The organism is Micromonospora sp. DT63, from assembly GCF_049841615.1.
Lineage (GTDB): Bacteria > Actinomycetota > Actinomycetes > Mycobacteriales > Micromonosporaceae > Micromonospora.
The window spans coordinates 387953-412328 of sequence record NZ_JBNCKQ010000003.1 but is presented as its reverse complement, the minus strand read 5'-3'; the positions used below and the strand labels follow the sequence as shown (position 1 = coordinate 412328).

General features: G+C 71.9%; 24 protein-coding genes and 3 tRNA genes. 13 read left to right on the top strand and 14 right to left on the bottom strand.

From position 1 onward, the window contains the following. Nucleotides 1–72 precede the first annotated feature (72 nt). The 6 genes from ACLQ27_RS14285 (at nucleotide 73) to ACLQ27_RS14260 (ending at nucleotide 3809) form a co-directional block, all read left to right on the top strand. Complete coding sequence (locus ACLQ27_RS14285) at nucleotides 73–873, top strand: polysaccharide deacetylase family protein (RefSeq protein WP_425867090.1); 801 nt, start codon at nucleotides 73–75, stop codon at nucleotides 871–873. 150 nt (nucleotides 874–1023) lie between these two features. Beyond that, nucleotides 1024–1096 (top strand) — tRNA-Glu (locus ACLQ27_RS14280). 31 nt (nucleotides 1097–1127) lie between these two features. After that, nucleotides 1128–1201, top strand: a tRNA-Asp gene (locus ACLQ27_RS14275). A 99-nt stretch (nucleotides 1202–1300) separates the two neighbouring features. Next, nucleotides 1301–1374, top strand: a tRNA-Phe gene (locus tag ACLQ27_RS14270). Between the two features lie 355 nt (nucleotides 1375–1729). Further along, nucleotides 1730–3208, top strand: coding sequence for a hypothetical protein (locus ACLQ27_RS14265; protein ID WP_425867088.1), 1479 nt, complete (start codon nucleotides 1730–1732; stop codon nucleotides 3206–3208). A 79-nt stretch (nucleotides 3209–3287) separates the two neighbouring features. Then, entirely contained in the window at nucleotides 3288–3809 is a 522-nt protein-coding gene (locus tag ACLQ27_RS14260; protein ID WP_357492075.1) for an SRPBCC family protein, read from the top strand. An 89-nt stretch (nucleotides 3810–3898) separates the two neighbouring features. Here the strand turns inward: ACLQ27_RS14260 and ACLQ27_RS14255 are convergent, their stop codons facing one another. Further along, nucleotides 3899–4603: a DUF2786 domain-containing protein gene (locus ACLQ27_RS14255; protein ID WP_357491398.1), complete on the bottom strand. Its 705-nt coding sequence runs from the start codon at nucleotides 4601–4603 to the stop codon at nucleotides 3899–3901. Nucleotides 4604–4729: 126 nt separating this feature from the next. On the opposite strand from ACLQ27_RS14255, the gene ACLQ27_RS14250 reads away from it, so the two are divergent. Then, entirely contained in the window at nucleotides 4730–5191 is a 462-nt protein-coding gene (locus tag ACLQ27_RS14250; protein WP_357491400.1) for a hypothetical protein, read from the top strand. Nucleotides 5192–5243: 52 nt separating this feature from the next. Here the strand turns inward: ACLQ27_RS14250 and ACLQ27_RS14245 are convergent, their stop codons facing one another. Beyond that, the gene (locus ACLQ27_RS14245) at nucleotides 5244–5633 is read right to left on the bottom strand and encodes a hypothetical protein (protein WP_357491402.1); all 390 of its coding nucleotides are present in this window, start codon (nucleotides 5631–5633) and stop codon (nucleotides 5244–5246) included. Nucleotides 5634–5788: 155 nt separating this feature from the next. Here ACLQ27_RS14245 and ACLQ27_RS14240 point away from each other — a divergent pair, with 155 nt between their 5' ends. Continuing rightward, nucleotides 5789–7132 (top strand): ABC transporter substrate-binding protein, encoded by a 1344-nt coding sequence (locus ACLQ27_RS14240; RefSeq protein WP_357491404.1) that lies wholly within the window; start codon nucleotides 5789–5791, stop codon nucleotides 7130–7132. A 66-nt stretch (nucleotides 7133–7198) separates the two neighbouring features. On the opposite strand, the gene ACLQ27_RS14235 is transcribed toward ACLQ27_RS14240, so the two are convergent. Both ACLQ27_RS14235 and ACLQ27_RS14230 read right to left on the bottom strand, forming a co-directional pair. After that, nucleotides 7199–7942, bottom strand: a complete 744-nt coding sequence (locus ACLQ27_RS14235; protein WP_357491406.1) for an enoyl-CoA hydratase/isomerase family protein — start codon at nucleotides 7940–7942, stop codon at nucleotides 7199–7201. After that, a complete protein-coding gene (locus ACLQ27_RS14230; RefSeq protein ID WP_425867086.1) occupies nucleotides 7939–8796 on the bottom strand; it encodes a 3-hydroxyacyl-CoA dehydrogenase family protein in 858 nt (285 codons plus the stop codon). Before ACLQ27_RS14230 ends, ACLQ27_RS14235 begins: the two co-directional genes overlap by 4 nt. Nucleotides 8797–8975: 179 nt before the next feature. Here ACLQ27_RS14230 and ACLQ27_RS14225 point away from each other — a divergent pair, with 179 nt between their 5' ends. After that, nucleotides 8976–9278, top strand: a complete 303-nt coding sequence (locus ACLQ27_RS14225; protein WP_234583172.1) for a hypothetical protein — start codon at nucleotides 8976–8978, stop codon at nucleotides 9276–9278. Between the two features lie 42 nt (nucleotides 9279–9320). Here ACLQ27_RS14225 and ACLQ27_RS14220 read toward each other — a convergent pair whose 3' ends face one another. After that, a complete protein-coding gene (locus ACLQ27_RS14220; RefSeq protein ID WP_357491410.1) occupies nucleotides 9321–10100 on the bottom strand; it encodes a class I SAM-dependent methyltransferase in 780 nt (259 codons plus the stop codon). Nucleotides 10101–10155: 55 nt separating this feature from the next. Here ACLQ27_RS14220 and ACLQ27_RS14215 point away from each other — a divergent pair, with 55 nt between their 5' ends. Next, the gene (locus ACLQ27_RS14215; RefSeq protein WP_234583170.1) at nucleotides 10156–10545 is read left to right on the top strand and encodes a PPOX class F420-dependent oxidoreductase; all 390 of its coding nucleotides are present in this window, start codon (nucleotides 10156–10158) and stop codon (nucleotides 10543–10545) included. Between the two features lie 65 nt (nucleotides 10546–10610). Here the strand turns inward: ACLQ27_RS14215 and ACLQ27_RS14210 are convergent, their stop codons facing one another. Next, entirely contained in the window at nucleotides 10611–10820 is a 210-nt protein-coding gene (locus ACLQ27_RS14210; RefSeq protein WP_007073996.1) for a BldC family transcriptional regulator, read from the bottom strand. Nucleotides 10821–11070: 250 nt separating this feature from the next. Continuing rightward, the gene (locus ACLQ27_RS14205; RefSeq protein WP_234583169.1) at nucleotides 11071–11910 is read right to left on the bottom strand and encodes a hypothetical protein; all 840 of its coding nucleotides are present in this window, start codon (nucleotides 11908–11910) and stop codon (nucleotides 11071–11073) included. A gap of 196 nt (nucleotides 11911–12106) precedes the next feature. Between ACLQ27_RS14205 and ACLQ27_RS14200 the strand changes: the two genes are divergently transcribed. Together ACLQ27_RS14200 and ACLQ27_RS14195 are read left to right on the top strand one after the other, a co-directional pair. Further along, nucleotides 12107–13189, top strand: coding sequence for a Glu/Leu/Phe/Val family dehydrogenase (locus tag ACLQ27_RS14200; protein ID WP_357491413.1), 1083 nt, complete (start codon nucleotides 12107–12109; stop codon nucleotides 13187–13189). 307 nt (nucleotides 13190–13496) lie between these two features. Beyond that, nucleotides 13497–13712, top strand: a complete 216-nt coding sequence (locus ACLQ27_RS14195; RefSeq protein ID WP_007454329.1) for a DUF3073 domain-containing protein — start codon at nucleotides 13497–13499, stop codon at nucleotides 13710–13712. Between the two features lie 144 nt (nucleotides 13713–13856). Here ACLQ27_RS14195 and amcA read toward each other — a convergent pair whose 3' ends face one another. The 5 genes from amcA to ACLQ27_RS14170 form a co-directional block, all read right to left on the bottom strand. Continuing rightward, on the bottom strand, nucleotides 13857–14093 hold the full coding sequence (gene amcA, locus ACLQ27_RS14190; protein WP_234583167.1) for a multiple cyclophane-containing RiPP AmcA: 237 nt from the start codon (nucleotides 14091–14093) through the stop codon (nucleotides 13857–13859). Further along, nucleotides 14062–15165 carry a cyclophane-forming radical SAM peptide maturase AmcB gene (gene amcB, locus ACLQ27_RS14185; RefSeq protein WP_357492077.1) on the bottom strand — a complete coding sequence of 368 codons (1104 nt, stop codon included), beginning with the start codon at nucleotides 15163–15165 and terminating at the stop codon, nucleotides 14062–14064. The genes amcA and amcB overlap by 32 nt, the downstream gene beginning before the upstream one ends. 126 nt (nucleotides 15166–15291) lie before the next feature. Beyond that, a complete protein-coding gene (purM, locus tag ACLQ27_RS14180; protein WP_357491416.1) occupies nucleotides 15292–16446 on the bottom strand; it encodes a phosphoribosylformylglycinamidine cyclo-ligase in 1155 nt (384 codons plus the stop codon). Between the two features lie 61 nt (nucleotides 16447–16507). After that, a complete protein-coding gene (purF, locus tag ACLQ27_RS14175; protein WP_234583164.1) occupies nucleotides 16508–18046 on the bottom strand; it encodes an amidophosphoribosyltransferase in 1539 nt (512 codons plus the stop codon). Nucleotides 18047–18214: 168 nt separating this feature from the next. Continuing rightward, nucleotides 18215–18538: a sterol carrier family protein gene (locus ACLQ27_RS14170; RefSeq protein WP_357492079.1), complete on the bottom strand. Its 324-nt coding sequence runs from the start codon at nucleotides 18536–18538 to the stop codon at nucleotides 18215–18217. Between the two features lie 190 nt (nucleotides 18539–18728). On the opposite strand from ACLQ27_RS14170, the gene ACLQ27_RS14165 reads away from it, so the two are divergent. After that, entirely contained in the window at nucleotides 18729–20771 is a 2043-nt protein-coding gene (locus ACLQ27_RS14165) for a hypothetical protein (protein WP_425867083.1), read from the top strand. Between the two features lie 185 nt (nucleotides 20772–20956). Here the strand turns inward: ACLQ27_RS14165 and ACLQ27_RS14160 are convergent, their stop codons facing one another. Both ACLQ27_RS14160 and purL read right to left on the bottom strand, forming a co-directional pair. Next, nucleotides 20957–21712 carry a 2-phosphosulfolactate phosphatase gene (locus ACLQ27_RS14160; RefSeq protein ID WP_357492081.1) on the bottom strand — a complete coding sequence of 252 codons (756 nt, stop codon included), beginning with the start codon at nucleotides 21710–21712 and terminating at the stop codon, nucleotides 20957–20959. A gap of 4 nt (nucleotides 21713–21716) precedes the next feature. Next, nucleotides 21717–24371 (bottom strand): phosphoribosylformylglycinamidine synthase subunit PurL, encoded by a 2655-nt coding sequence (gene purL, locus ACLQ27_RS14155; RefSeq protein WP_425867081.1) that lies wholly within the window; start codon nucleotides 24369–24371, stop codon nucleotides 21717–21719. Between the last annotated feature and the right edge of the window lie 5 nt (nucleotides 24372–24376).

Sequence of the window (24376 nt, the reverse complement as noted above, 5' to 3'; positions counted from 1 at the left end):
GGCCTGTCGGTCCCCCACCCGCTTCCACTACCGTCGGGACGTCCGCCTGCCCCGACCCCCGGGAGCGAACAGATGCAAGCCCGCGCCGCCCTGGCGTCCGTCCTCGCCGTGGTGCTGGTCTTGTCCGGTTGCGCTCAGCCAGACAGCACCATCCACGCCGCAGCCGGGTCGCCACCCGTCGAGTCGACCGCCCCGCCCGCGCCGACGACGCCCACACCGTCGCCGACCGCCACCCACACCAAGCCGCCGAAGCCGCCCCTGCGACCGCTGCCGCCGAAGCTCCCAGCCGGGCTGCGGCGCACCACCGGCGTAAAGCCTGTGGCGTTGACCTTCGACGACGGGCCCAGCCCGGCCTGGACCCCGAAGGTGCTCGACCAACTGCGGTCGGCCCACGTGACGGCCACCTTCTGCGTCGTAGGCCTCGAAGCCCAGCGGCACCCGGAACTGATCCGGCGGATCGTCCGGGAGGGGCATCAGCTCTGCAACCACAGTTGGCGGCACGACCTCGACCTCGCCCGCCGACCGGTGGCAGACATCAAGGCCGACCTGGTCCGCACCAACAAGGCCATCCAGGCGGCGTCTCCCGGCACACCGGTGTCCTTCTACCGCCAACCCGGTGGCCGGTGGACACCTGAGGTTCTGGCCGTGGCGAAGGAACTCGGCATGCGCCCGCTGCACTGGGCCGTCGACCCGCAGGACTGGGACAAGCCGACCGCCGCCACGATCGCCAAGCGGGTCCACAACGCGGCACGCCCCGGATCCATCGTGCTGCTGCACGACGGGGGCGGAAACCGGGCCGCGACGCTCGCCGCCTGCCCGCACCTGATCGCCGACCTGAAGCACCGCTTCGGCATCACCCGACTCGCTAGATAGGCCCTGACCTGCGGTTATGCGGTGCACAACGGTCCCGGCGATACCGGTTTTGTCGACCAGCCCGGCATCACGTATGCTTTCCAAGCCTCCGGCGGGGCCGGATGGGAGCAAGTCCGCTTGAAGTTGCGAATGTGCAATGATGGCGGGGCCGCCCTCATCGTCTAGCGGCCCAGGACGCCGCCCTTTCAAGGCGGTAGCACGGGTTCGAATCCCGTTGGGGGCACGACCGGCGCAAGCCGGAGCAACACAAGCTAGGTCCTGTGGAGCAGTTGGAGTGCTCGCCGCCCTGTCAAGGCGGAGGTCGCGGGTTCAAGTCCCGTCAGGACCGCAGCGCTGACGCCGCGCCTCGCGCGGCGTTCTGCGTATCGGAGCAGGTGACCCTGCCAGCGGTTCATCCGGTTGGCGGGTAGCATGAGCCGAGCAACGCGGCCAGGTAGCTCAGTTGGTACGAGCGTCCGACTGAAAATCGGAAGGTCGGCGGTTCGACCCCGCCCCTGGCCACATAGCCTTTCGCCGGGCTACAGGAGCGCCGACCAGCGGAGACGCGGTCGGCGTTCTGCTTTCCCGCCGCATCCTGGCCCCACGATCGCCCGGCCTGGCCCTCGATCGCCCGGCCTGGGCCCGCGATCGGCTTGCCTGGCCCGCGATCGCCCGGCCTGCCCCGCGACGGCCCGGCCCGCCCCGATGGCCCGGCCTGGCCCGCGACCGTCCCGCCTGGCCCCTTGATCGCCCGGCCTGGCCGTTGATCGACTCGCTTTCGCCGAAGTTGGGGTATCGCGGCCACCGGGATACCCCGATATCGCCGAACCCGAGTCGATCAAGCGCGTCGGCCGCACCGAGACGATGATCACTGGTCGTGGCGGCCCTGTTGGCGGTGCTGGGCCATCCCGCTCTGGATCGCCTCCCACACGCTGCGCCCGGCCTGCCGCAAGGTCTCTCCCGCCTGCTCGGCGAGTTGCGCCGCACTCTGAGCTGCGGCATGCGCCCCACTCGAAACACCACCGCCACCCTGCTGGTCACCGCCGGCCTGCCAGCCGCGATCCTGGCCACCACCACCGCCCTGGCCGCCTTGGCCTCCACCGCCCTGGCCGCCTCGGCCGCCACCGCCCTGGCCGCCACCGCCCTGGCCGCCTTGGCCTCCACCGCCTTGGCCATCCGCACCCCGGCCATCGCCACCGTTGCCACTCTCGGCCTGACTGACTCCGCCTTGCCTACGGCCCTGATCACCGCCGCCACCCTGACCACCACCGGCCTGACCGCCGCCACCCTGATCACCACCGGCCTGACCGCCGCCACCCTGGCCACCGGCACCCTGGCCGCCAGCGGCCTGGCCGGCGGGCTTGCCACCGCCGCCGTCCTGGCCGCCCTGATTTCCGCCGCCGGACGCCCGGGACTCCCCAGAACCGGCGGTCGGCGAGCCACCCGGCTGATCGGCGGGCTTTCCGGGCGGCGAAGCAGCCGGAGCGGGTCGGTCTCCTCCCGGACCACCCCGCGGTTGCTGCCGGTCCTGACCCTCGGGCGGCTGCTGCCCCGTGGACCCCTGCCCGGCGGAGGTGGGGTGCGCCTGCGCGGAGGCCCGATCCACGGGCCACCGGCCCTCCAACCGAGACTCCGGCGGCTGACCTTCCGCCCGGTGCGACTCCGGCTGTTGACCTTCCGATGCGCGCGACTCCGCCGGCCGGGACTCCGCGGGCCGGGACTCCGCCGGCCGGGACTCCGCCGGCCGGGACTCTGTTGGGCGCGGCTCGGCCGGGCGGGCGGGTCGTGCTCGCGTCTGGTCACCCAACTCGCCTGCCGCACCCGCCTGGCGGGCCAGCTCGTCGCGTACGCCGGAGTGCTGTGCCAGGGCGGTGACCTCGGCGGCGCCGGCGGCCAACTGCTGGGTGCTGCGGTTGACGTCGTCGAGCGCGCCGCTGCCCGCCCGGGCCAGGGATTCGATGACCTGCGGGTTGTTGTCGATCGTGTCGAGTGCCCGGCCCAGGAGTGTCACCAGCTGCTCCAGGCGTACCCGGAGCTGAGCCTCGGCGTGCACCCCGTCGATGTCCAGCTCGACGCCCTGCAGGTGGACCCGTACGCCGGCGTCGAGCTGGAGCAGGTTGGCCAGCCGGGCGCGCAGCGAGATGTCGGCGTCCAGCCCGTCCACGACCAGTCTGATCGAGTCGACCGACACCTTCGGGATGTCGAGCAGGACGTCCGGGTCCCCGGTGTCGACGTCCCGGTCCGGATTCCGCTGCTGCGCGTTCTCGCTCATACTCTCCCGCCCCCGTACGCCGACCCGGTCGTCCGGGCCGTTCGGCGCGGTTACCCGCTTTCCGGCGGGGCATCCCGTCCGTGACGGCTCGGCAACCCACTGTCTGGAACCGGGCACCTCGCGAAGCTGCACACCGAGGCATCAGCCGGTATGGTCCGGGCCTATGGGACAGGGGATGGCTGATCCGGCCGACATCCGGCAGGACCTGGAGCGGTTCTCCTTGCGGTGCAGCCTCCTCGTCCCGGGTTCCGCCGAGCGGGCGTTCGCGGTCTTCACCGATGAGCTGACTGACTGGTGGGTCACGGAGTACACGTGGTCCGGTCCGGAGGCCCTCGCCGAGCTGGGCATGGAGCCGCGGGCCGGCGGGATGCTCTACGAGATCGGCCCGTACGGCTTCCGCGCCGACTGGGGACGCGTGCTCACGTGGGACCCGCCCCGGCGGCTGGTCTTCGCCTGGCAGCTCGGCCCGGACCGGGTGCCGGTGCCGGACCCGGCGAAGGCGAGCGAGGTCGAGGTGCTGTTCCTTCCCGACGGGCCCGAACGGACGCGGGTCGAGCTGGAGCACCGGCACTTCGATCGGCACGGTGAGGCGGCCGAGGGGTACCGCAAGGCGTTGACTGCGGGCTGGCACGAGTTGCTCACCCGCTATCTCGCCACCGTGTCACGTGGCCAAGGCACCGCCTGAGCGGTCGCGCGACCACACAACCGCCTGAGCGGTCACGCGGCCCTCACAACCGCCTGAGCAATCGCGCGGCCACCAGGCCGCCTGAGCGGTCAGCGGCCGAGTTGCCGACCGGCCCGGCTGCCGTCCAGGTCCCGACCGCCCAGGTGTGCGCGGTTTCCGGCCTCCGCCCCGGAGCCGAAGCCCGTGCCGCCGAGCCGGCGTGCCGGTGCGGTTCGCAGTCTCGGGTACTCCTCGGTGAGCCGTCGCTGCACCCGGTCGGAGCGGTCGGCCAGCACCAGCGCCACCGACGGGCCGCCCGACTCGCCGGCCGCCGCCGTCTCGGCCGCCCAGAGCCGGCCGCCGATCACTTCCGCGAAGCCGGCGAGCCAGGACCGTCGGAAGGCGGCCGGATGGTCGTCCGCGGGCACCGCGGTGGCGGCCAGGCCGTGTGCGGCCTGCACGAGCAGTGAGGTGAAGAGCAGGTCCACCCGTTCCAGGTCGCTGGCGAAGCCGAACAGGTGCACCGCGAACCCGTTGCCCTGCCGGCGACGGACGCAGCGGCAGCGCAGTGGCTCCGCGACCGCGGCGAGCAGGCCCACCTTGTCCCGGGCGTACGGGGCGACGATGTCGAGCACCCGGTCGCCGACCGGGTCGGTGGTCGGGTCCCGGACGGCGAGCAACGCCCTGTCGACGCCGTAGCGGGCGATCAACTCGGTCGCCTTGGCGGTGAAGGCCGCCGACTCGGCGGGTGTGCAGGCCGGGTCCTCGGCCTGGGCGAGCAGCTTGCGCACCTTGCTGAGCATGGCCTCGGACATGCACCCAGAGCTATCACACACGGCGGACGATCTGGGGCCACGGTCGCATTGATCGATCAGTATCATCGTCACGATCAGCTCGACCGTCCTATACGGACGGTCATCCACCTGTCTCCGGAGGCACGCATGTCATCCCCGACCGCCCGCCTGCTCGCCGTCGCCACGGCCGCCGCCCTGCTCGCTAGCGGCGCACCCGCTCAGGCCGCTCAGGCCGCCGCACCGACCGCCCAGAGCGCCGATTCCACCGACTTCACCTCGGGGCCGAACCTCTTCGCTCCGCTCGCCACGTGTTACGGCGGGGCGGTCCGCTCCTTCTTCCAGACCGGCGGCTACGGCGGCCAGGCCGGCCCGTACCGCACCACAACCCGGTGCCGCGACATCAACGTACGTAACGCCAGCCCGTACGGCACCGACGCCTGCGTGATCTTCATCGACAAGACCGGCAACTGCAACTACTGGACCTACCTGCCGGCCAACTCCGGCTGGGTCACCGTGGCGACAAACGTCCGGGACGGCGTCAATTTCCGGGTCCGCTTCGAGAACGTCCGCTACGAGTACGAGCCGCTCGTCGCGTACCACGCCTTCTGAGCGGCCCGTGCGGGCGCGGCACCCGACGGGGGCCGCGCCCCGCAGAGCGCGGTCAGCCGGCGCGGCTGCGCAGAGTGGCGATCGTCGAGCCGGCGAGCGTGAGCAGGCAGTCGGAGAGCAGCCCGTCGGCCGCGGCCGCACCGAACAGCGCCTCCCCGGTCGGCACGTCCTGGTTGGCGTACGCGCTCACGAAGCGTGCCACCCAGCGGGTGTCGTAGTCCGCCTGCTCGATGTCCGGGAATTCCAGCGCGCATCCGGTGCTCGGCGCGGCGTCACCGACCATCGTCGCCGCCAGGCACCAGGCGACCCCGTACGCGCCGGGCAGGCCGGCCCGGTCGACGACCGCGTCGAACGCACCTGTCACCGCTTCCCCATCGCCGGCCAGCGCCGAGCGGAGCACGGCGGTCGCGTCGTCGAACGTCTGCTGTGGTAGGTCCGTCACCCAGCGCACAGTAGGACGGAGGGTCAAGGCCCGGCATTTCCGTCACTCTGCGTGTTCAACGCGAGCGACCTGCGCATTTCGCCACCTCCACGGTCCCGCCGCCGGCGTGGGCACGCTAATGTGCGCAGCGGACCTTCGCCGGAGGAAGGACGACCATGCTCGTATCACGCCGCTCGCGGGTGGCCACACTGGCCGCCTGCGCGACGATCCTGCTCGCCACAAGCGCTTGCGGGGATGACAAGGCCGAGGAGGGAAGCGCCCAACAGGTGCGCCTCTACGGCACGGACGGCAACATGCTCAACTCCTACCCAGCGGAGTTGAAGGAACGCGCCGCTCTGGTCGATGGGATGAAGGGGACGACGCCGCTCACCCCGCTGCCCGACGACTTCAAGAGCCGGCTACGGTCCGTCGATCCGGCTCTGACGGACTACCTCTACGCCGCCGAGACGTACGACGCGGTGGTGATCGGTGTGCTCGCCGCCCAACTGGCCGGCAGCACCGACCCGGCCGCCATCGCCAAGCAGATCGTCGGCGTCACCAACAACGGTCAGCGGTGCGAGACCCCTGCCGCCTGCCTGACGTTGGCCCGGGCCGGGCAGGACATCGAGTACCGCAGCGTCTCGCTGACCCGCGCCGGTTTCACCGACAAGGGTGAGCCGGCCACCGCGAGCTACGCCACGCTGACCTTCGACGGCCAGCAGATCAACGACGGTAAGACCGAGTTCGTCGGCGCGGGCGCCGAGTCCGCGGCGAGCACCAAGACGCCGCCGAAGGCGAAGAAGGCCCGACCCGGTGACGCCGACGCCCAGCAGCCGCTGATCGTGGGCGGCCTGCTGCCGAAGACCGGTGACCTGGCGATCGCCTACCCGCCGATGGCGGCCGGCGCGGCGCTGGCGATCCGGGAGGTCAACGCCGCGGGCGGCGCCCTGGGCAAGCCGGTGACGTGGAAGGACGGCGACGACGGCACCAGCACGACGGTGGCCAAGGCGACCGTCGCCAAGCATGTGGCGGACGGGGTCAGCATCATCATCGGCGCCGGCGGCTCGGGAATCTCCCGGGAGGTGCTGCCGGACGTGGTCAAGGCCGGCAAGATCCTCTTCTCGCCGTCGAACACCGACGCCAGCCTGACCGACGTCGAGGACAAGGGCCTCTACTTCCGGACCGCCCCGCCGGACAGCCTGCAGGGTCGGGCGCTTGCCGACGTGATCCTCCGCGACGGGTCGCAGAAGATCGTCATCGTCGCCCGTAAGGACTCCTACGGTGAGGGCCTCCAGGCCACCGTCCGTGACGAGCTGGAGAAGGCCGGCATCGCCGGCGACCGACTCAAGCTGCTCACGTACGACCCGCCGGCCGACGCCTCGGCGGCGCCGGTGGACTTCACCGGCGGCGCGAAGGAGATCAAGGAATTCGGCGCGGACGCCGTTCTCATCATCGGTTTCGGTGAGTCGGCCCAGGTGATCCGGGCCCTCGCCGACACCGGGGTGCAGATCCGGCACTGAGCACCACCGCGGACCGCGACGGCCGCACCGGCTTCCGAGCCGGTGCGGCCGTCCTGCGTTCGTGCCTCAGCGGGCTCGGCGGCGCTCCAGGAACTCGGTCATGCGGCGGTGCTTCTCCTCGTCCTCGAAGAGCACCGCCTGGCTGACCAGGTCGAGCTGCGGATGTGCGGCGGCGGGCGCGTCCACCGCCAGTTTGGTGAGCCGCAACGCCAGCGGGGAGCCCTGCGCCATCTCGTCCAGCAGCCCGTGTGCCACCGTCAGCAGGTCGCCGGGCTCGTCCACCACCCGGTTCACCAGACCGATGCGCAGCGCCTCGGCGGCGTCCACCCGCCGGCCCGTGAACAGCAGCTCCTTGGCCCGGCCCTCGCCGATGAGGGCGGGCAGCCGGTGGGTCGCGCCGGCGCCGGCCAGAATGCCCAACCGCACCTCCGGCTGGCCGAAGACCGCCCGGGCCGTGCACACCCGCAGATCGCAGGCGTACGCCAGCTCCGCGCCACCGCCCAACGCCGGCCCGTCGACGGCGGCCACGCTCGGCATCGGCAGCGCCCTGATCCGGGCGAAGGCCGCCGAGTTGATCGCGGCCAGCGCGTCCGTACGGCCCCGTTCGCGGAGCTGACCGATATCGGCGCCACCGGCGAAGATGCCCTCCGCGCCCCCGGTCAACAGCAGCAGTCGGGGGTGCGCCTCCAGCTCGGCGCAGACCTGGTGCAGCTCGGCGATCAGGTCGGCGTCGATGGCGTTGCGCTTCTCCGGCCGGGCCAGCGTCACCACGAGCCGATCCGGCAGCTCCTCGATCCGCAGACCGCTCACCGCTTCACACCGCCGTCCCACGTGTAGAAGCCCTGCCCGGACTTCTTGCCCAGCCGGCCGGCGGCCACCATCTCCTCGAGCAACGGCGGCGGCGCGAAGCGGTCCCCGTACGCGGCCTGGAGGGTGCGGGCGATGTCCAGTCGCACGTCCAGGCCGACCAGGTCGGTGAGTTCCAGCGGCCCGATCGGGTGCCGGTAGCCCAGCACCATCGCCTTGTCGATGTCGGCCGGGCTGGCCACCTGATCGGCGACCATCCGGATCGCCTCCAGCCCGAGGGTGACCCCGAGCCGGGAGGTGGCGAAGCCGGGCAGGTCGCGTACGACGACGGGGTCCTTGCCGAGCCGACCGGCGAGCGCGACGGCCTCCGCGGTGGTCTCCTCGGCGGTCGCCGGGCCGACCACGATCTCCAGCAGCGCCATCGCCCAGACCGGGTTGAAGAAGTGCAGGCCGAGGAAGCGCTCGGGCGCGTCCAGGCCAGCGGCCAACTCGCCGATGGAGATGCTCGACGTGTTGCTCGCGAGCAGGGCCGGGCTCAGCGCGGCGGCGTCCCGCAGCACCGTCCGCTTGAGGTCGAGCCGCTCGGGCACCGCCTCCACGAGCACCGCCGGGGCGGCGGCGACCTCGGCGAGGCTCGGACGCAGCGTCACCCTCTCCCGGTTCGCGGCGGCCTCGTCGGCCGTCAGCTTGCCGCGCTGCACCGCCCGCTCCCACAGGTCGGCGAGCCGGGTCAGCGCTGTCGCGCCCCGTGCCTGGTCCACCTCGACCAGCTCGACGGTGTGCCCGGCGCCGGCCGCCACGTACGCGATGCCGAGCCCCATAGTGCCCGCACCGACGACCACGAAACGATCGTTCATCACGCCTCCCTGTCCGTCCCGGTGGCGCGCGGGGTCCCCGCCACGCCGGCCCGGGTCCTCGGCCCGCTCCGCTCGCTCATGGTGCGACCCTAGACAGCACGACGACCGCGTCCATGCGTGGGGGAGCGCGCGATCGGGTACGTACGGCCCGTCAACCCAGAGGGAAGGACCGCATCGAGATGAGCCAGGCACCGGAGAGCGTCACCACCGGGGAGAGCACCGACTCCGAGACCGTGGAGACCCGGGGCGACGAGCGGGTCGACCTGCTGCGCGCCGACACCAACAACGACGGCAAGACCGACGTGTGGGTGGTGGACACCGACGGCGACGGCAAGGCCGACCTGTTCCAGTTCGACACCGACGGTGACGGCAAGGTGGACATCACCATGGTCGACATCGACGAGGACGGCACCCCCGACGAGGTGGTCGACGGCGATGGCGGCCTCCCGCCCGAGAACCTGCCCCCGACCGTCCAGGTCTGATCCGCGCGAAGGGCTCCTCGTCGACGAGGGGCCCTTCGCCGGTCAGCCGGCGAGGCGGAGGGTGGCCAGGTAGTAGGGGGCGTCGCGCTCGTCCACATCGGTCAGCCGCCAGTTGCTGCCGTGCACCAGCTCGGCGAACTCGTCGGGCGAGCAGACCAGATAGTCGAACCACTCGGTGCCCAGCTCCCGGTAGCGCAGCCGCAGGCGCAGCTGGCCACCGAGCCGGCCACGGCGGCGGTTGCGCTCGTGATAGCCGGTGTGCAGCGGGTCGCGGGTGCCGTACGGGTTGGTGCCGTGCGCGATGATCTGCGCTCCCGGTCGGGCCAGCGCGGCGAGCGCGGCCAGGAACCTTGGTGCCCGTTCCCGCCCCTCGAACAGCCCGAGGTTGTTGCCAAGCAGCAGGAACGTGTCGTACCGCTGGCCGTCGGCGACGTGCGTGTCCACCGTGCCGTGCACCAGCCGCCGTACGCCGCGACGCCCGCTCACCGCGAGCGCGCCCGCCGACGTGTCCAGCCCGGTGACCGGTACGCCGCGCTCCTGGAGCAGCAGCGCGATCCGACCGGCCCCGGTGCCGACGTCCAGCGTCTCGCCCCGCGCCCGGTCGACGGCCCGATGGTCGTACGGCTGCCAGTCGGCTGGCCCGTCGAGGTAGTGCGCGGCCGGAGCCCCGTTGATCAGGCCGTCGTCCCGTTCGATGATCTCGATGACCGGCCGGGGCAGCCGCCCGCCGACCATGGGCCGGGGCCCGACCCCGGTTGCCACGGCGAGCGCGTCCCGCAGCAGTTCGCCGACCACGTCACCGATTAGAGGCTCCCCCGTCACGACGTTCACGCTATCTGGCCACTCAGTGGCCCGCAGCGGCCGTATCCTGGGCGGCGTGACCACGCTGGACCGGCTGTCGGCCGAGAAGTACCTCCTGCTCACGACCTTCCGCAAGGACGGTCGGGCGGTGCCGACCCCGGTCTGGGCGGTCCGCGACGGGGACGCGTTGGCCGTCTGGACCCGGGCCGACTCGGGGAAGGTGAAGCGGATCCGCCACAACGGCGAGGTGACAGTGGCCCCGTGCGACGTCCGGGGCCGGCCGCACGGGGCGGAGGTGCCGGCCCACGCGACCCTCTACGGTGGCCGCGACACGGGCCGGGTCCGCGACCTGCTCAAGCACAAGTACCGGCTGATCGGCCGCCTCAGCCTGCTCGGCAGCCGGCTGCGCCGCGGCGAGGGCGGCACCGTCGGCATCCGGGTCACGCTTACCGAGGGGCAACGCTGAGGCGGCACGACAAAGGGCGGTGGATCGAGATCCACCGCCCTTTGTCGGAAAAAACTCGTGCCGGCTCAGTCGCCCTGCCGCTGCTGCGGGATCTGACCCTGCAGCAACGCCCTGACCTCCGACTCGCGGTATCGACGGTGGCCACCCAGGGTGCGGATGGCACTGAGCTTGCCCGCCTTCGCCCACCGGGTCACCGTCTTCGGGTCGACACGGAACATCGACGCCACCTCGGCCGGTGTGAGTAGCGGCTCTGGTTCGTGCGTTCGCGATGCCATCGGTCACTCCTCCACATGTATAGACATCGGCCGGGGTCCCGCCGGCCGACGCGTCTCCCATGGTCCGGCTAGTCCCCGATGTCCGACATGGGCCGAACGGATGAAGGTCCCTAGACGGACGGATGAACCATGCCCGATTTTTACGACTTTTACACGGCAGAAACTACCTTATTCGGACTCATGATCACGGTTCGTGATGCGTCAACTACGAGGGAACCTCGCCTTGGGAGCGCTCCTAGGGCGAAATGCCTCAGTTGCACCGTTCCAGCAGCTGTACGGCACGCCACCGGGCCACCAACTTGTCGTACGCGGCGGACGCCTCCTCGGCCTCGCCGCGCGACAGCCCCGCGAGGCCACCGGCGACCAGCTCCGGCGAGTCGTCCGCGGCGAGGGTCTCGTCGGAGAGCAGGGCGACCAGGCCGCCGTAGTCCAGCTCCACCACCGAGCGCGGGTGGAACTCCTCCAGCCAGCGGGCCGCCTCCTCCACCGCCTCGGTGATCGGTGCCTCGCCCACCGACTTACGCAGCACCGACAGCGCCCGCGACGATCGGCGACGGGCCTTGGAGATCTCCGTCCGGTAGCGCAGCGCCCGCCGGCCCGGTTCGGTGACCAGGTCCCGTTCCGCCGGGTCGAAGAGCACGAACCACCGCAGCGGCACACCCCAGGTGGCGATCTGCTCGTGCACCCGGGGCACCCCGTGCTCCAGCACCCGGGCACCGCTGCGCCAGTCGTCGACGACCGCCCTGGCCTGCCCGGCGAGCACCGGCGGCACGAACGCGTCGGCGAGCACCGAGGGCACCCCGTCCCGGGCGTTGAGCGCCGCCTCGGCGACCCGGATGCGCAGGTTCCAGGGGCAGACCAGCAGGCCGTCGTCCGTCTCCAGGACGTACGCCTCCTCGGGCAGGTCCGGCAGCCTGGTCCAGCCCGCGCCCAGCGCTTCGATCACCGCCGTCCGCTGGCGGCCGGGGCCCTCGACCGGGGCGACCGCCCGCCCTTCCGAGACGTAGCGGCGCCAGTAGCTCTGCCGGTCCCGGTCGAAGGCGGTCAGCGGCTCGTACACGCGCAGGTATGAAGCGAAGAGCGACGGCACCGCGCGATCCTCCCACGAACCGCACCCGTACGGGCCCAGCGGCCGGACCACACGCGCCGCAACGTGGGATGACGCCGGGCACGTCGGGCGGCCGTACGGCGGCCGATACTAGGCTCGACCGCACCGGCAGCATCCCCGCCGGGGTCCACCAGGTCCGCGTCCCACAAGGAACGCACACCACCTTCAGGAGCCAGTCATGGGCGTATTCGCGAGCACCGACGACGCGATATCGACAGGTCACGAACAGGTCGTCTTCTGCCAGGACAAGCAGAGCGGCCTCAAGGCGATCATCGGGATCTACTCCACCGCGCTGGGGCCGGCGCTCGGCGGCACCCGCTTCTACCCGTACGACAGCGAGGACGACGCGCTCGCCGACGTGCTCGACCTGTCCCGCGGGATGGCGTACAAGAACGCGCTCGCCGGGCTGGACCTGGGCGGCGGCAAGGCCGTCATCTGGGGCGACCCGGAGCAGATCAAGAGCGAGGCGCTGCTGCGCGCGTACGGCCGCTTCGTGGAGTCGCTGGCCGGCCGCTACTACACCGCCTGCGACGTCGGCACCTACGTGGCCGACATGGACATCATCGCCCGCGAGACCCGGTACGTGACCGGCCGCAGCGTGGAGCACGGCGGCGCCGGTGACTCCTCGATCCTGACCGCATGGGGTGTCTTCCAGGGGATGCGGGCCGCCGCCGAGCACGTCTGGGGCACGCCGAGCCTGCGTGGCCGGCGCGTCGGCGTGGCGGGCCTCGGCAAGGTCGGCAAGTACCTGACCGGGCACCTGCTGGAGGACGGCGCGGAGGTGGTCGCCACCGACGTCAACCCGAAGGCCCTGGCCTGGGTGCGCGCGAACCACCCGGAGGTCAGCCTGGTGGACGACGCCACCGCGCTGGTCGCGGCGGACATCGACGTGTACGCCCCGTGCGCGCTGGGCGGCGCTCTGAACGACGACTCGGTGCCGGCGCTGCGCGCGAAGGTGGTGACCGGGGCGGCGAACAACCAGCTCGCGCACCCGGGCATCGAGAAGCTGCTGGCCGACCGGGGCATCCTCTACACCCCCGACTACGTGGTCAACGCCGGCGGCGTGATCCAGGTGGCCGACGAGATCGAGGGCTTCAACTTCGAGCGGGCGAAGCTGCGGGCCACCGGGATCTACGACACCACCCGCGAGATCCTGCACCTGGCGGACGCCGAGGGCGTGCCGCCGGCGGTCGCCGCGGACCGGCTGGCCGAGCGGCGGATGGCCGAGGTCGGTCGCCTGCGCACGATCCACCTGCGCTGACGCCTTTCGGAGTCGGAGGCGGATCGACCAGGATCCGCCTCCGGGCCTCCCACGCCGGTCCGGCTCGGTAAGCTGAGCCCAGGTCAAGTTTGGCGTGTTTTGTCCGGTGTCACGGGTGCTCCTCGTTCCGCTCCTTACCAGGTACACTGGGTGACGGCCGGATCGCCACGACGCGCAGAGCCGGCTGACGGTAACCCGAGGTGCCGAACGATGGCATCCCCATGTACCGTAAGAGCCACGAGAGATGCCTGACGTCATCGGGGCCCGCCTTCGGGCTGCCCCGCATTCTGTGCGAGGGGGTCGAGCCATGGGGCGCGGCCGTGCTAAGGCCAAGCAGACGAAGGTGGCCCGGGAGTTGAAGTACCACTCCCCGAACACCGACCTCACCGCCTTGCAGCGCGAACTGGCGGGTGCTGGTAAGTCTGAGCACCACTTCGACGACGACTCTAAAGAGTTCGTCGACGACGATGATGAGAATCACGCGGACGACGACCCGGATCCCTGGGTCCGACCGACCCGCTGACCTCTCGACGCAGCTGAGCACGCGGTAACCCCCGCGTGCTCACGCATGTGCCCATCGGGAGCGAGACCGGTGCCGATCATCAGGGGCCTGCCCTGGCCGGAGGTCAACTCCGGCCGGCCGACAGGCCCCTGATCACGGTCGGCCTCAGCGCGGGCGGTTGTTCCAGTTGTAGAAGGTCGGGATGTTCTCGAAGTGGTTCCAGGCGCAGACCGCGCTGACGCCGTCTCCGCCCGACACCTCCGCCCGCAGCCGCCGCGCGTCCTCGGCCTCCTGAAGCAGCGCGACGAGCCCGGGGGCGGCCTCCCGCACCCGTTCGGTCACTCCGTCCGGGGGGTCGTCCGCTTCGCGCTCAGGCCGCCGGTGACTGGTGGTCTCGGGCATGCTCCAACACTCCCTCCAATAGGCGGATCTTGCTGTTGCGGCAGTGCTCGGTCTCCGTACCGTCAAAACGCCCCAGCTCGAAGTAACGGTTGGCGGCATGACCGCCGCCACAGAAGCCGAAGTACGGGCACGACGCCCGGCACGCCTCCACGCCCGTCAGGAACTCACCCACCCAGGGCGTCGACGCCGCGTCCGTCAGGATCCGGGCCAGCGGGGTGGCCAGCACGTTCCCACTGCTGAAGTCGCCGTAGTGCGGATCGGTGAAGCCGGCCAGCTCCGGGGAGAGCACGGTCACCGAGCCGTCGTGCCCGATGGTCGGGATCGGGTCCAGCCGACGGGGCAACACGCCGTCCGCCGCGCCGTCGAGCACCGCCGCCGCGTACCGCAGCGACCACTCGACCTCGCGCAGGTGGATCCGCGGCTCCTTGCGCCAGGCCGACACCAACTCGGCCCAGAACGCCGTCACCGCCGCCGCGTCATGGCTGTTGTCGCGGGTGTTGACCCCCTCGGTCTCCTCGATGTTGATGCCCAGCACGTCGCAGCCCAGCCCGAGGAAGTAGTCGTACAGCTCGGCGGCGAGCCCCGGCGCCGGCCGGGACACCACGGCCAGCGCCGAGAAGGGCAGCCCGTGGCGGCGCAGCGCCGCCACACCACGCAGGATCTTCTCGTACGCCGGCTGACCGCCACGGTTGACCCGGTCGCCATTGCGTTCGGCGGGCCCGTCCACGCTCACGCTCACCCGCACCTCGTGGCGGGCGAAGAAGGCGCACCACTCGTCGTCGATCAGCGTGGCGTTCGTCTGCACGTGGTGCTCGACCTCGGGCCCGAAGGGCGCAATCAGGGCGGCCAGGTGCTCCCGGCCGGCGGCCAGCGGCTCGCCGCCGTGCCACACGACGGAGAAGCGGCCGGCCGCCGCCCACGGGTTGACCGCCGCCGCCACCGCCTCGGCCACCGGCACCGACATCCGCCGGTCAGCGGCCCGAAACGGCAGGTAGCAGTACGCGCAGTCGAGGTTGCAGAGGGTGGTCGGCTGCATGACGACGTACGACGGGACCGCGGCCAGACCGCGCATCCCGCTGAACGACAGTCCCGCGGCAGCCATCACCCTCCTCCGCCCAGCCTGAGCCCTTCAGGCTAGGCGGCACTGGCCACTCGGGTGAAGCCCTGATCAGGTGCCCGTACGATCACCGGAACGTGATCATCCGCGAGTGTGCTGACCGACCATCTGCACGTTGCCGGTGCCCTCGATGATCTCGCCGGCCTGCCATGCCTCGACCCCACGGCCGGTCAGGGTGGCCAGCGCACGGTCGGCGTCCTCGGCCGAGACGATCGCGAACATGCCGACACCCATGTTGAAGGTCGACTCCATGTCGTGGTCGTCGATCCGGCCCTTCGACTGGATCAGGTCGAAGATCGGCTGCGGCTTCCAGGTGGACCGGTTGACCACCGCGTCGACGTGCTCCGGCAGCACCCGGACCAGGTTGCCGGGGATGCCGCCGCCGGTGATGTGGGACAGCGTCCGCACCTCGGCCTCGGCGATCAGCTTGAGGCAGTCCTTCGCGTAGATCTTGGTCGGGGTGAGCAGCTCCTCACCCAGGGTCCGCTGCCGACCGAAGTCGTCGATCACGATGTCCAGACGCATCCGGGCCGCGCCCAGCAGCACGTGCCGGACCAGGGAGTAGCCGTTGGAGTGCAGGCCGGAGGAGCGCATGGCGATCACCGCGTCGCCCACCTCGACCCGCTCGGGGCTGAGGATGTCGGCTTCCTCGACCACGCCCACGCCGGTGGCGGAGATGTCGTACTCGTCCGGGCGCAGCACACCGGGGTGCTCGGCGGTCTCCCCGCCCAGCAGCGCGCAGCCCGCGTACCGGCAGCCGTCGGCGATGCCCGCGCCGATCTCAGCCACCTTGTCCGGAACGACCTCGCCGGTGGCGATGTAGTCGAGCAGGAACAGCGGCTCGGCACCGCAGGCCACCAGGTCGTCGACGACCATCGCGACCAGGTCGATGCCGACCGTGTCGTGGATGTCCATCTGCTGGGCGATCACCAGCTTGGTGCCCACACCGTCGGTCGAGGACGCCAGGATCGGGCTCTTGTACTTCTTCGTGTCCAGCCGGAACAGGCCGGCGAAGCCGCCGAGGTCACCCAGCACCTCGGGGCGACGGGTCTGGCGCACCTTCGACTTGAGCAGCTCCACCGCACGGTCGCCCGCGTCGATGGAGACCCCGGCGTCGGCGTACGAGACCGAGCGTTTACGGGCCTGACGGCCGGCACCGCCCGTCCACGGCTGGTGGTCGCCGCCAGCGCCGGTCGGGCTGCTTCCTGCGCCGCTGCGCTCGGACACGTGCGTCACGGTTCTCCCCTTTGTGGTTCTCGGTGCCGCGCCGGCGGTGGCCGGGCCGCGCCGGTTGGTGCTACGGGCGGTTTGCGGTCACGCCGCCCGGAGTGGCGACGAGCGGGCCGAAGCTGTCCGGGGCTTCCGACGTCGCGTTGGCGACCCGGCGGCCCACCCCTTCGAGGACGTGCTTGCCGATCAGGTTGCCGGCCGGCAGCTCGATCGGGTACTCCCCATCGAAACACGCCCGACACAGCCGGGTCTTCGGCTGCTCGGTCGCGGCGATCAGGCCAGGAAGCGAGACGTAACCCAGCGTGTCGGCGCCGATGGAACGCCGGATGCCGTCGTTGTCCAACCCGTTGGCCAGCAGCTCCGCCCGAGTGGCGAAGTCGATGCCGTAGAAGCACGGCCAGCTGACCGGCGGGGAGGAGATCCGGACGTGCACCTCCAGCGCCCCCGCCTCGCGCAGCATCCGCACGATGGCCCGCTGCGTGTTGCCGCGCACGATCGAGTCGTCCACGACCACCAGCCGCTTGCCGCGCACGTTCTGGCGCAGGGGGTTGAGCTTGAGGCGGATGCCCAGCTGGCGCAGGGTCTGCGACGGCTGGATGAAGGTGCGGCCCACGTACGGGTTCTTCATCAGGCCCGCGCCGTAGGTGATCCCGGACGCCTCCGCGTAACCGATCGCGGCCGGCGTGCCGGACTCGGGCACCGGGATGACCAGATCGGCCTCCACCGGGTGCTCCTTGGCCAGCTGACGGCCGATCTGCACCCGCGCCGCGTGCACGTTGCGCCCGGCGATGGTCGCGTCCGGGCGGGCGATGTAGACGTACTCGAAGAGGCAGCCCTTCGGCTCCGGCGACGCGAACCGGGTGGAGCGCAGCCCCTCCTCGTCGATCGCGATCAGCTCACCGGGCTCGACCTCGCGCACCACGCTGGCGCCGACGATGTCCAGCGCGGCGGTCTCGCTCGCCACCACCCAGCCACGCTCCAGCCGGCCGAGCACCAGCGGGCGCACACCGTGCGCGTCGCGGGCCGCGTACAGCGTCGACTCGTCCATGAAGACGAAGCTGAACGCCCCGCGCAGCTGCGGCAGGACCTTGAGCGCGGCCGCCTCGACGGACAGGTCCGGATGGCTGGCCAGCAGCATGGTCACCAGCGACGTGTCGTTCGTCGAACCGTCCGCGACGAGGCCGCGCTCGGCGACCTCCTTCTCCAGCTCGGCGGTGTTGACCAGGTTGCCGTTGTGGGCCAACGCGATTGTCGTGCCGGAACTGGTCGACCGGATGGTCGGCTGGGCGTTCTCCCAGTTGGAGGCGCCGGTCGTGGAGTATCGGGCGTGCCCGATCGCCAGGTGGCCACGCAGGCTGGCCAGGGTGGGTTCGTCGAAGACCTGGGCCACCAGGCCGAGATCCTTGTAGACCACCACGCCCGAGCCATCGCTCACCGCGATGCCTGCGGCCTCCTGGCCCCGGTGCTGCAGGGCGTAGAGGCCGAAGTAGGTCAGATTGGCGACCTCTTCACCGGGGGCCCAGACACCGAAGACGCCGCAGGCGTCCTGGGGGCCGGGTCGTTGGGGGTCAAGGTCGTGGCTCAGCCGGCCGTCGCCTCGGGGCACTACCGCTCCCTCATGCTGGTCTGGACCGGCCTGGCGGGGATCACGGTGCGGATCCACACTCCTCGGCCGGGACCACTGTCGTCGCCTGACAGTGTACGCGAGTCGCCGTCAATACAGATAGTCACGATTTCCCTGCCGAGAGTCACGATCACCCGGACATCCGTGCAGCTAGAGGGGCAGATACGCCGAGAGGTCCGCCCTAATGCCACTCACCTGAACACGACCATCGGTGACCGCCTCGGCCCACGTGATCCGGCCGGCGGCCAACTCCAACCAGGTCTGCGGCGACATCTCGACCACGTTCGGCGGGTTTCCCCTGGTGTGTCGAGGACCGGGAACGCACTGGACCGCACCGTATGGTGGGACGCGCACCTCCACCGATCGGCCGGGGGCGCGCTCCGCGAGGACGGCCAACAAGGACCGGACCGCCTCCCGGAGTACCGGCCGTTCGGGCGTACGCCCCTCGTCAAGCGCCGACAAAGCCGCCACCACGGCGACGGACTTACTGTGCGGAGAGGACACGACGGGACGATACGACGCACAGGTGAAGCACTCGACGCTGGCCCTGGGTCGCGCCGATCCAGTCAGACAAGGCATAGTGGCCGACGGCGTATTCGTACCGTGATGATCCCCGGCCCGGCGCCCCGCCGGTCAAGGGAAGTCAGCCCGGAAGGCGGTGGACGTGTCAACACACCGACGTGCCTGGAAGCAGCGGGCCGGTGTGGTCGTAGCGCTGGTTGCCGGCGCTCTGCTCGCCGTCCCCGCCACACCAGCCCTGGCCGCAGAGGTCGACGTCTCCCCCGGCTCGGTCACCGTGAACGCCGGCAGCGACGCCACGATCACCGTGCGCATCACGGGCGGTGACAACGACGAGTCGGCGAAGGTCAGCCTCTCCGGGCTGCCGTCCGGCGTCAGCTGCGCCAGTGGCTGTGGCGATGTCAAACTCTCCGGCGGCGGCCTGGGCGGCCCGAAGGGCTCGGTGCTGGTCCGGATCGCGGCCAACGACAACGCCGGCGACGCGACCACCAACATCACGGTGGCGGTGGAGGCCGCTTCGGGCCCGGACACCGCCAACGTCTCGCTGACCGTGAAGGGCAAGGCCGCGGCACCGCCGACGCCGCAGCAGACGCAGACCGTCAAGTCGGTCTCCGGCAAGGTGGTCAAGAAGGCCGACAACACCGCGGTGCCGAACGCCTTCGTCGTCCTTCAGGACAGCGGGGGTCACCGCTACGACGCCCTGAGCGACGGCAGCGGCAACTTCCGCTTCACCGGCAGCACCTCCGCTCCGATCACTCCCGGGCGGATCGACCTGGGCGCGTCCTCCGACAACATCAAGGCGTTCAAGAGCTTCAACGCCAGCGCGGGGCAGTCCATCACCGGCCAGCGGATCAGCCTGGAGATCAAGGTTGAGGTGACGCCCAGCGCCACGCCGTCCGCCAGCGCCGAGGCCGTCCCCACCGAGGAAGCGACCGAGGAGGACGGCGAGGAGCAGCCGTCCGAGGAGGCCAGCCCGGGCGCCCCGGCGAACGCCGCCAACGAGGACGACGGCGGCGGCTTCGGGTCGTACCTGATCATCCTGCTCGGCGGCCTGCTGGTCGCGGCCGGTGTCGGCACTATCGTGCTGCTCTGGATGAAGCGCCGCGAGAGCGGCGACGACGATGACGAGCCGGCGACCGCTGGCGCGGCCGGTGCGGCCGGCGCTGTGCCGGCGGCCCGGGGTGCCTTCCACGGCGCGGACGACCGCACCCGGGTGGTCAACCCCGCCGGTGGCGGTCCCGACCCGACAATGGTCGGTGGCGCGGCGCTCAGCGAGGCGCCGACGATGATGCACCGCCCGGTGGTCGACGACGTGCCTCCGGACCCGTACGGTGCGCCAGCGCAGCCCTACGGCGCCGCAGACCAGCAGGGCTGGGGTGGCACCGGCTACGGCGACGAGCCCGCCCCGGGCGGCTACGGCGCCGGTGGTGGCTACGGCAACGCGCCCTCCTCGGGCGGCGGTTACGGCACGACGGCAATGCCGGGGGGCGGCTACGGCGCCGGCCCGGCGGGGGACGCCTACGGCGCGGCACCCGGCTCGGGGGCGGGCTACGGTGGTGCCGCGGCCCCGGGTGGCGGCTACGGCAGCGCGCCTTCCTCCGGTGGCGGCTACGGCAGCCGTGACTACACGGCCCCGGCCGGTGGCGTGGGTTACCCGCCCGCTCCCGCCGGTGGGGCGGGCTACGGCGAGCGTTTCGACGAGCCGACCGGCCGGTACACCGGTGACAGCACCCAGTACCCGGCTCCGGCCGACCCGTACGCCACAGGCGTCTACCAGCCGGAGCAGGCGCCGGGCTACGGCCAGCCCGAGCCGACGGCCCCGTACGGCGGCGGTCGGTCGGCGGAGCCGGCCGGCGGCTACGGCCAGCCGACCAGCGCGTACGACCAGGGCGGCTACGGCCAGCAGCAGGGTGGCGGGTACGACCAGGGCGGCTACGGACAGGAAGCCCCGCAGCAACGCGGCGGATACGACGACCGGGGCTACGACCAGGCCGGCTACGGCCAGCAGCAGGCCGGCGGATACGACCAGGGCGGCTACGGACAGGAAGCCCCGCAGCAACGCGGCGGCTACGACGACCGGGGCTACGACCAGGCCGGCTACGGACAGCAGCAGGGCGGCCGGGCCCGGCCGGACAACCCGCCGCCCACCGAGCGGGGTGGCCGACGCCTCGACTGGCTGGACGACTGAACGACCCCACCACAACAGATACGACAACGGCCGCCCGGGTCCCCCGGGCGGCCGTTCCGGCTATCACCCACCCACCACACCCTGTCGATCATGAAGTTATTACCCCGACACGCCGGGCGCGTGGGCAATAACTTCATGATCGCCGGGGAGGGGGCGGGGGCGTGTCACGGGCCGGGCGGGTCGGGTCAGGCGGCGGAGAAGACGCCTTGGCGAAGGACCGGCACGACGTCCGACACGCCCACCCGGACCGCGACGTCGACGTCGGCGCCGAAGCCGCTCTCGGTCAACTCGCGACCGGACACGCTGCCGCGCACCGCGGCGGGCACGTCCGGAGTGCTGGCCAGCGCGGCGAGCGCCATGGCCGCCTCCACGGAGAGGCCACCCGGCACACCGGACAGGGCGTCCAGCACGCTCGCCGCGCCGAGCTGGTCCTCGACCGACGGTCGTAGCGACCCGTCCGGCCACCGCTCACCCGAGGCGACGACGCCGATGGGGGCGTCCGTCGTGCCGTACCCCTGGCGGCGCAGCCAACGCCCGACGGCGCGGGCGTTACGCAGGCACGCCGCGACGACCGGCAGGCCGGTGGCGCTCGCGGCCGCGCTGATCGCGGAGCCGTTGGGTGAGGGCAGCACGAGGTCGGCCACGACGGGCGCGGTGCTCAGCGCGGCGGGCGAGAGCGACCACGGATGGTCGGCTGTCACCCGGCGACGGCCCACCGCCGCGACCGCGCCGACCCGCACCGCGTACTCGGCGGCCTGCTCGCCCCAGGGGAACGGGTGCACCCGCATGCCCCGGGCGACCGCCACCTCGACGGCGGTGGTGAACGAGAGGACGTCCACCACCACCAGCGCCGCGCAGACCCGACCGAGCTCGGCCGCCCCGGTCAGGCCCCAGTCGAAACGGGCGCCTGACCCGGGCTGGCCGTAGACGGCCGCGGTCAACGCCTCAGCGCTCGTCAGGCGACGGCTCGGCGGCACCGGGGTCAGACTCGGACGACTCGCCCGGCTGCTCCGACCCGACCGGGTCGACAGCTCCGGTCTGCGGGGACGGACCGGCCGAGGCGATCGGCTCGGAGAGCACCTCCGACGCGTCCACCGGCTCGGCCGGGGCACCCGGCAGCGGCACGGCCTCGACCGCGCCCGCCACGCCGGCCGCCGGCGCGGGCACGTCGACGGCCGCAACGCCGCCGAAGAGACGCGGCAGCGTCTCGGTGTGCGCGGCACGCAGCTCGTCCAGACCGATCCGGAACTGGCCGTGCACCTCCAGCGCGCCGCCGGTCGGGTCGGTGACGCCGATCAGCTCGAACGGCACCCCCCGCTCGGCGCAGAGCGCCGCGAACGCCTTGTCGTGGCCCCGCGGCACCGACACCAGCGCCCGCGTGGCGGACTCGCTGAACAGGTACACGAACGGCATCGAACCGTCGGCGAACTGCTCCGGCACCGCGATCCGGGCGCCGACGCCACGGCGCAGGCAGGACTCGACCAGGCTCTGGGCGAGGCCACCGTCGGACAGGTCGTGCGCCGAGCTGAGGTGACCCACCCGGGCCGCCTCGGCCAGCAGTTCGGCCAGCGCCTTCTCGCGGAGCAGGTCGACCTGCGGCGGGATGCCGCCGAGGTGCTCGTGCGTCACCCAGGCCCACTCCGAGCCGGACAGCTCGACGTTCGTCTCACCGAGCAGGTAGAGCTGGTCGTGCTCGCCGCCGGGACGCGGGACGAAGCCCATCGGCACCCGGTCCGCCACGTTGTCCAGCACACCCAGCACACCGACCACCGGGGTCGGGTGGATGGCCGCCGCGCCGGTCTGGTTGTAGAAGCTGACGTTGCCGCCGGTGACCGGGATGCCCAGCTCCAGGCAGCCGTCCGCGAGGCCGCGCACGGCCTCGGCGAACTGCCACATCACGCCCGGGTCCTCCGGAGAGCCGAAGTTGAGGCAGTCGGTGACGGCGATCGGCTTCGCGCCGGTCACCGCCACGTTCCGGTACGCCTCGGCCAGGGCCAGCTTGGTGCCGTTGTACGGGTCGAGCCGGGCGTACCGGCCGTTGCCGTCCACCGACAGCGCCACACCGAGCCCGGTCCGCTCGTCGATCCGGATCACGCCGCCGTCCTCCGGCTGCGCGAGCACCGTGTTGCCCAGCACGTAGCGGTCGTACTGCTCGGTGACCCAGGTCTTGTCGGCCAGGTTCGGCGACGCGATCATGCGCAGCACGGTCTCCCGCAGCGCCTCCGGGTCGGCCGGGCGGGGCAGCGTCTCGGCACGGTCTGCCTGGAGCAGGATCAGGTCGGCCGGCTCCCGCATCGGCCGGGCGTAGACCGGGCCGTCGTCGACGAGCGAACCCGGCGGCACGTCGACGACCAGGTGGTCCCGCCAGGTGATCAGCAGTCGGCCGGGGCGGCCGTCCGGCTCGGGCGCGGTGACCTCACCGATCGCGGTGCCGAGCACGCCCCACTTCTCGCAGGTCTTGAGCACCGCTTCGAGCTTGTCCGGCTCGACGACCAGCAGCATCCGCTCCTGCGACTCGCTGGCCAGGATCTCGTGCGGGTCCATCGAGGGCTCGCGCAGCGGCACCCGCTCCAGCCAGACCCGCATGCCGGTGCCGGCCGCCGCTGCGGTCTCGGTGAGCGCGCAGGTCAGGCCGGCGCCGCCGAGGTCCTGGATACCGACGACCAGCTGGCCGTCGTACAGCTCGAGGCACGCCTCGATCAGCAGCTTCTCGGTGAACGGGTCGCCGACCTGCACGGCCGGGCGACGGGCCTCGCTGCCCTCGTCGAAGGTGGCGCTGGCCAGCACCGATACGCCGCCGATGCCGTCCCGGCCGGTCTTGGCGCCCATCAGCACCACGACGTTGCCGGGGCCGGCGGCGGCCTTGTTCTGCAGCCGGCTGACCGGCAGCACACCCAGGCAGAGCGCGTTGAGCAGCGGGTTGCCCTGGTAGGACGGGTCGAAGACCAGCTCGCCGCCGATGTTGGGCAGGCCGAGGCAGTTGCCGTAGCCGCCCACGCCAGCAACCACGCCGGTCAGCACCCGGGCGGTGTCCGGGTGGTCCGCCGCGCCGAAGCGCAGCGGGTCCATCACGGCGATCGGGCGGGCGCCCATGGCGAGGATGTCCCGGACGATGCCGCCGACGCCTGTCGCCGCGCCCTGGTACGGCTCGACGAAGCTCGGGTGGTTGTGCGACTCGACCTTGAAGGTCACCGCCAGCTCGTCGGAGACCTGCACCACGCCGGCGTTCTCGCCGATGCCGGCGAGCATCCGGTCGCTGTGCGGGGCCTTCTCACCGAACTGACGCAGGTGCACCTTGCTCGACTTGTAGGAGCAGTGCTCGCTCCACATGATCGAGTACATCGCCAGCTCGGACTGGGTGGGTCGACGGCCGAGGATCTGCCGGATCCGGTCGTACTCGTCGTCGCGCAGACCCAGCTCGGTGTACGGCTGCAGCTCGCCCGGCGTACCACCGGCGCGCGGCACGGTGTCCACGCCGTCGGTCCAGTCGGCGGTCGCCGGCTGGGACGGGGCGGCGGGCTGCGCCAGCGGCTCGGTCGGCTGCGCCGGGGCGGAGTACGCCTCCGGAGTGTCCCGTACCGGGTCCGGATGGGTGGTCATGACCT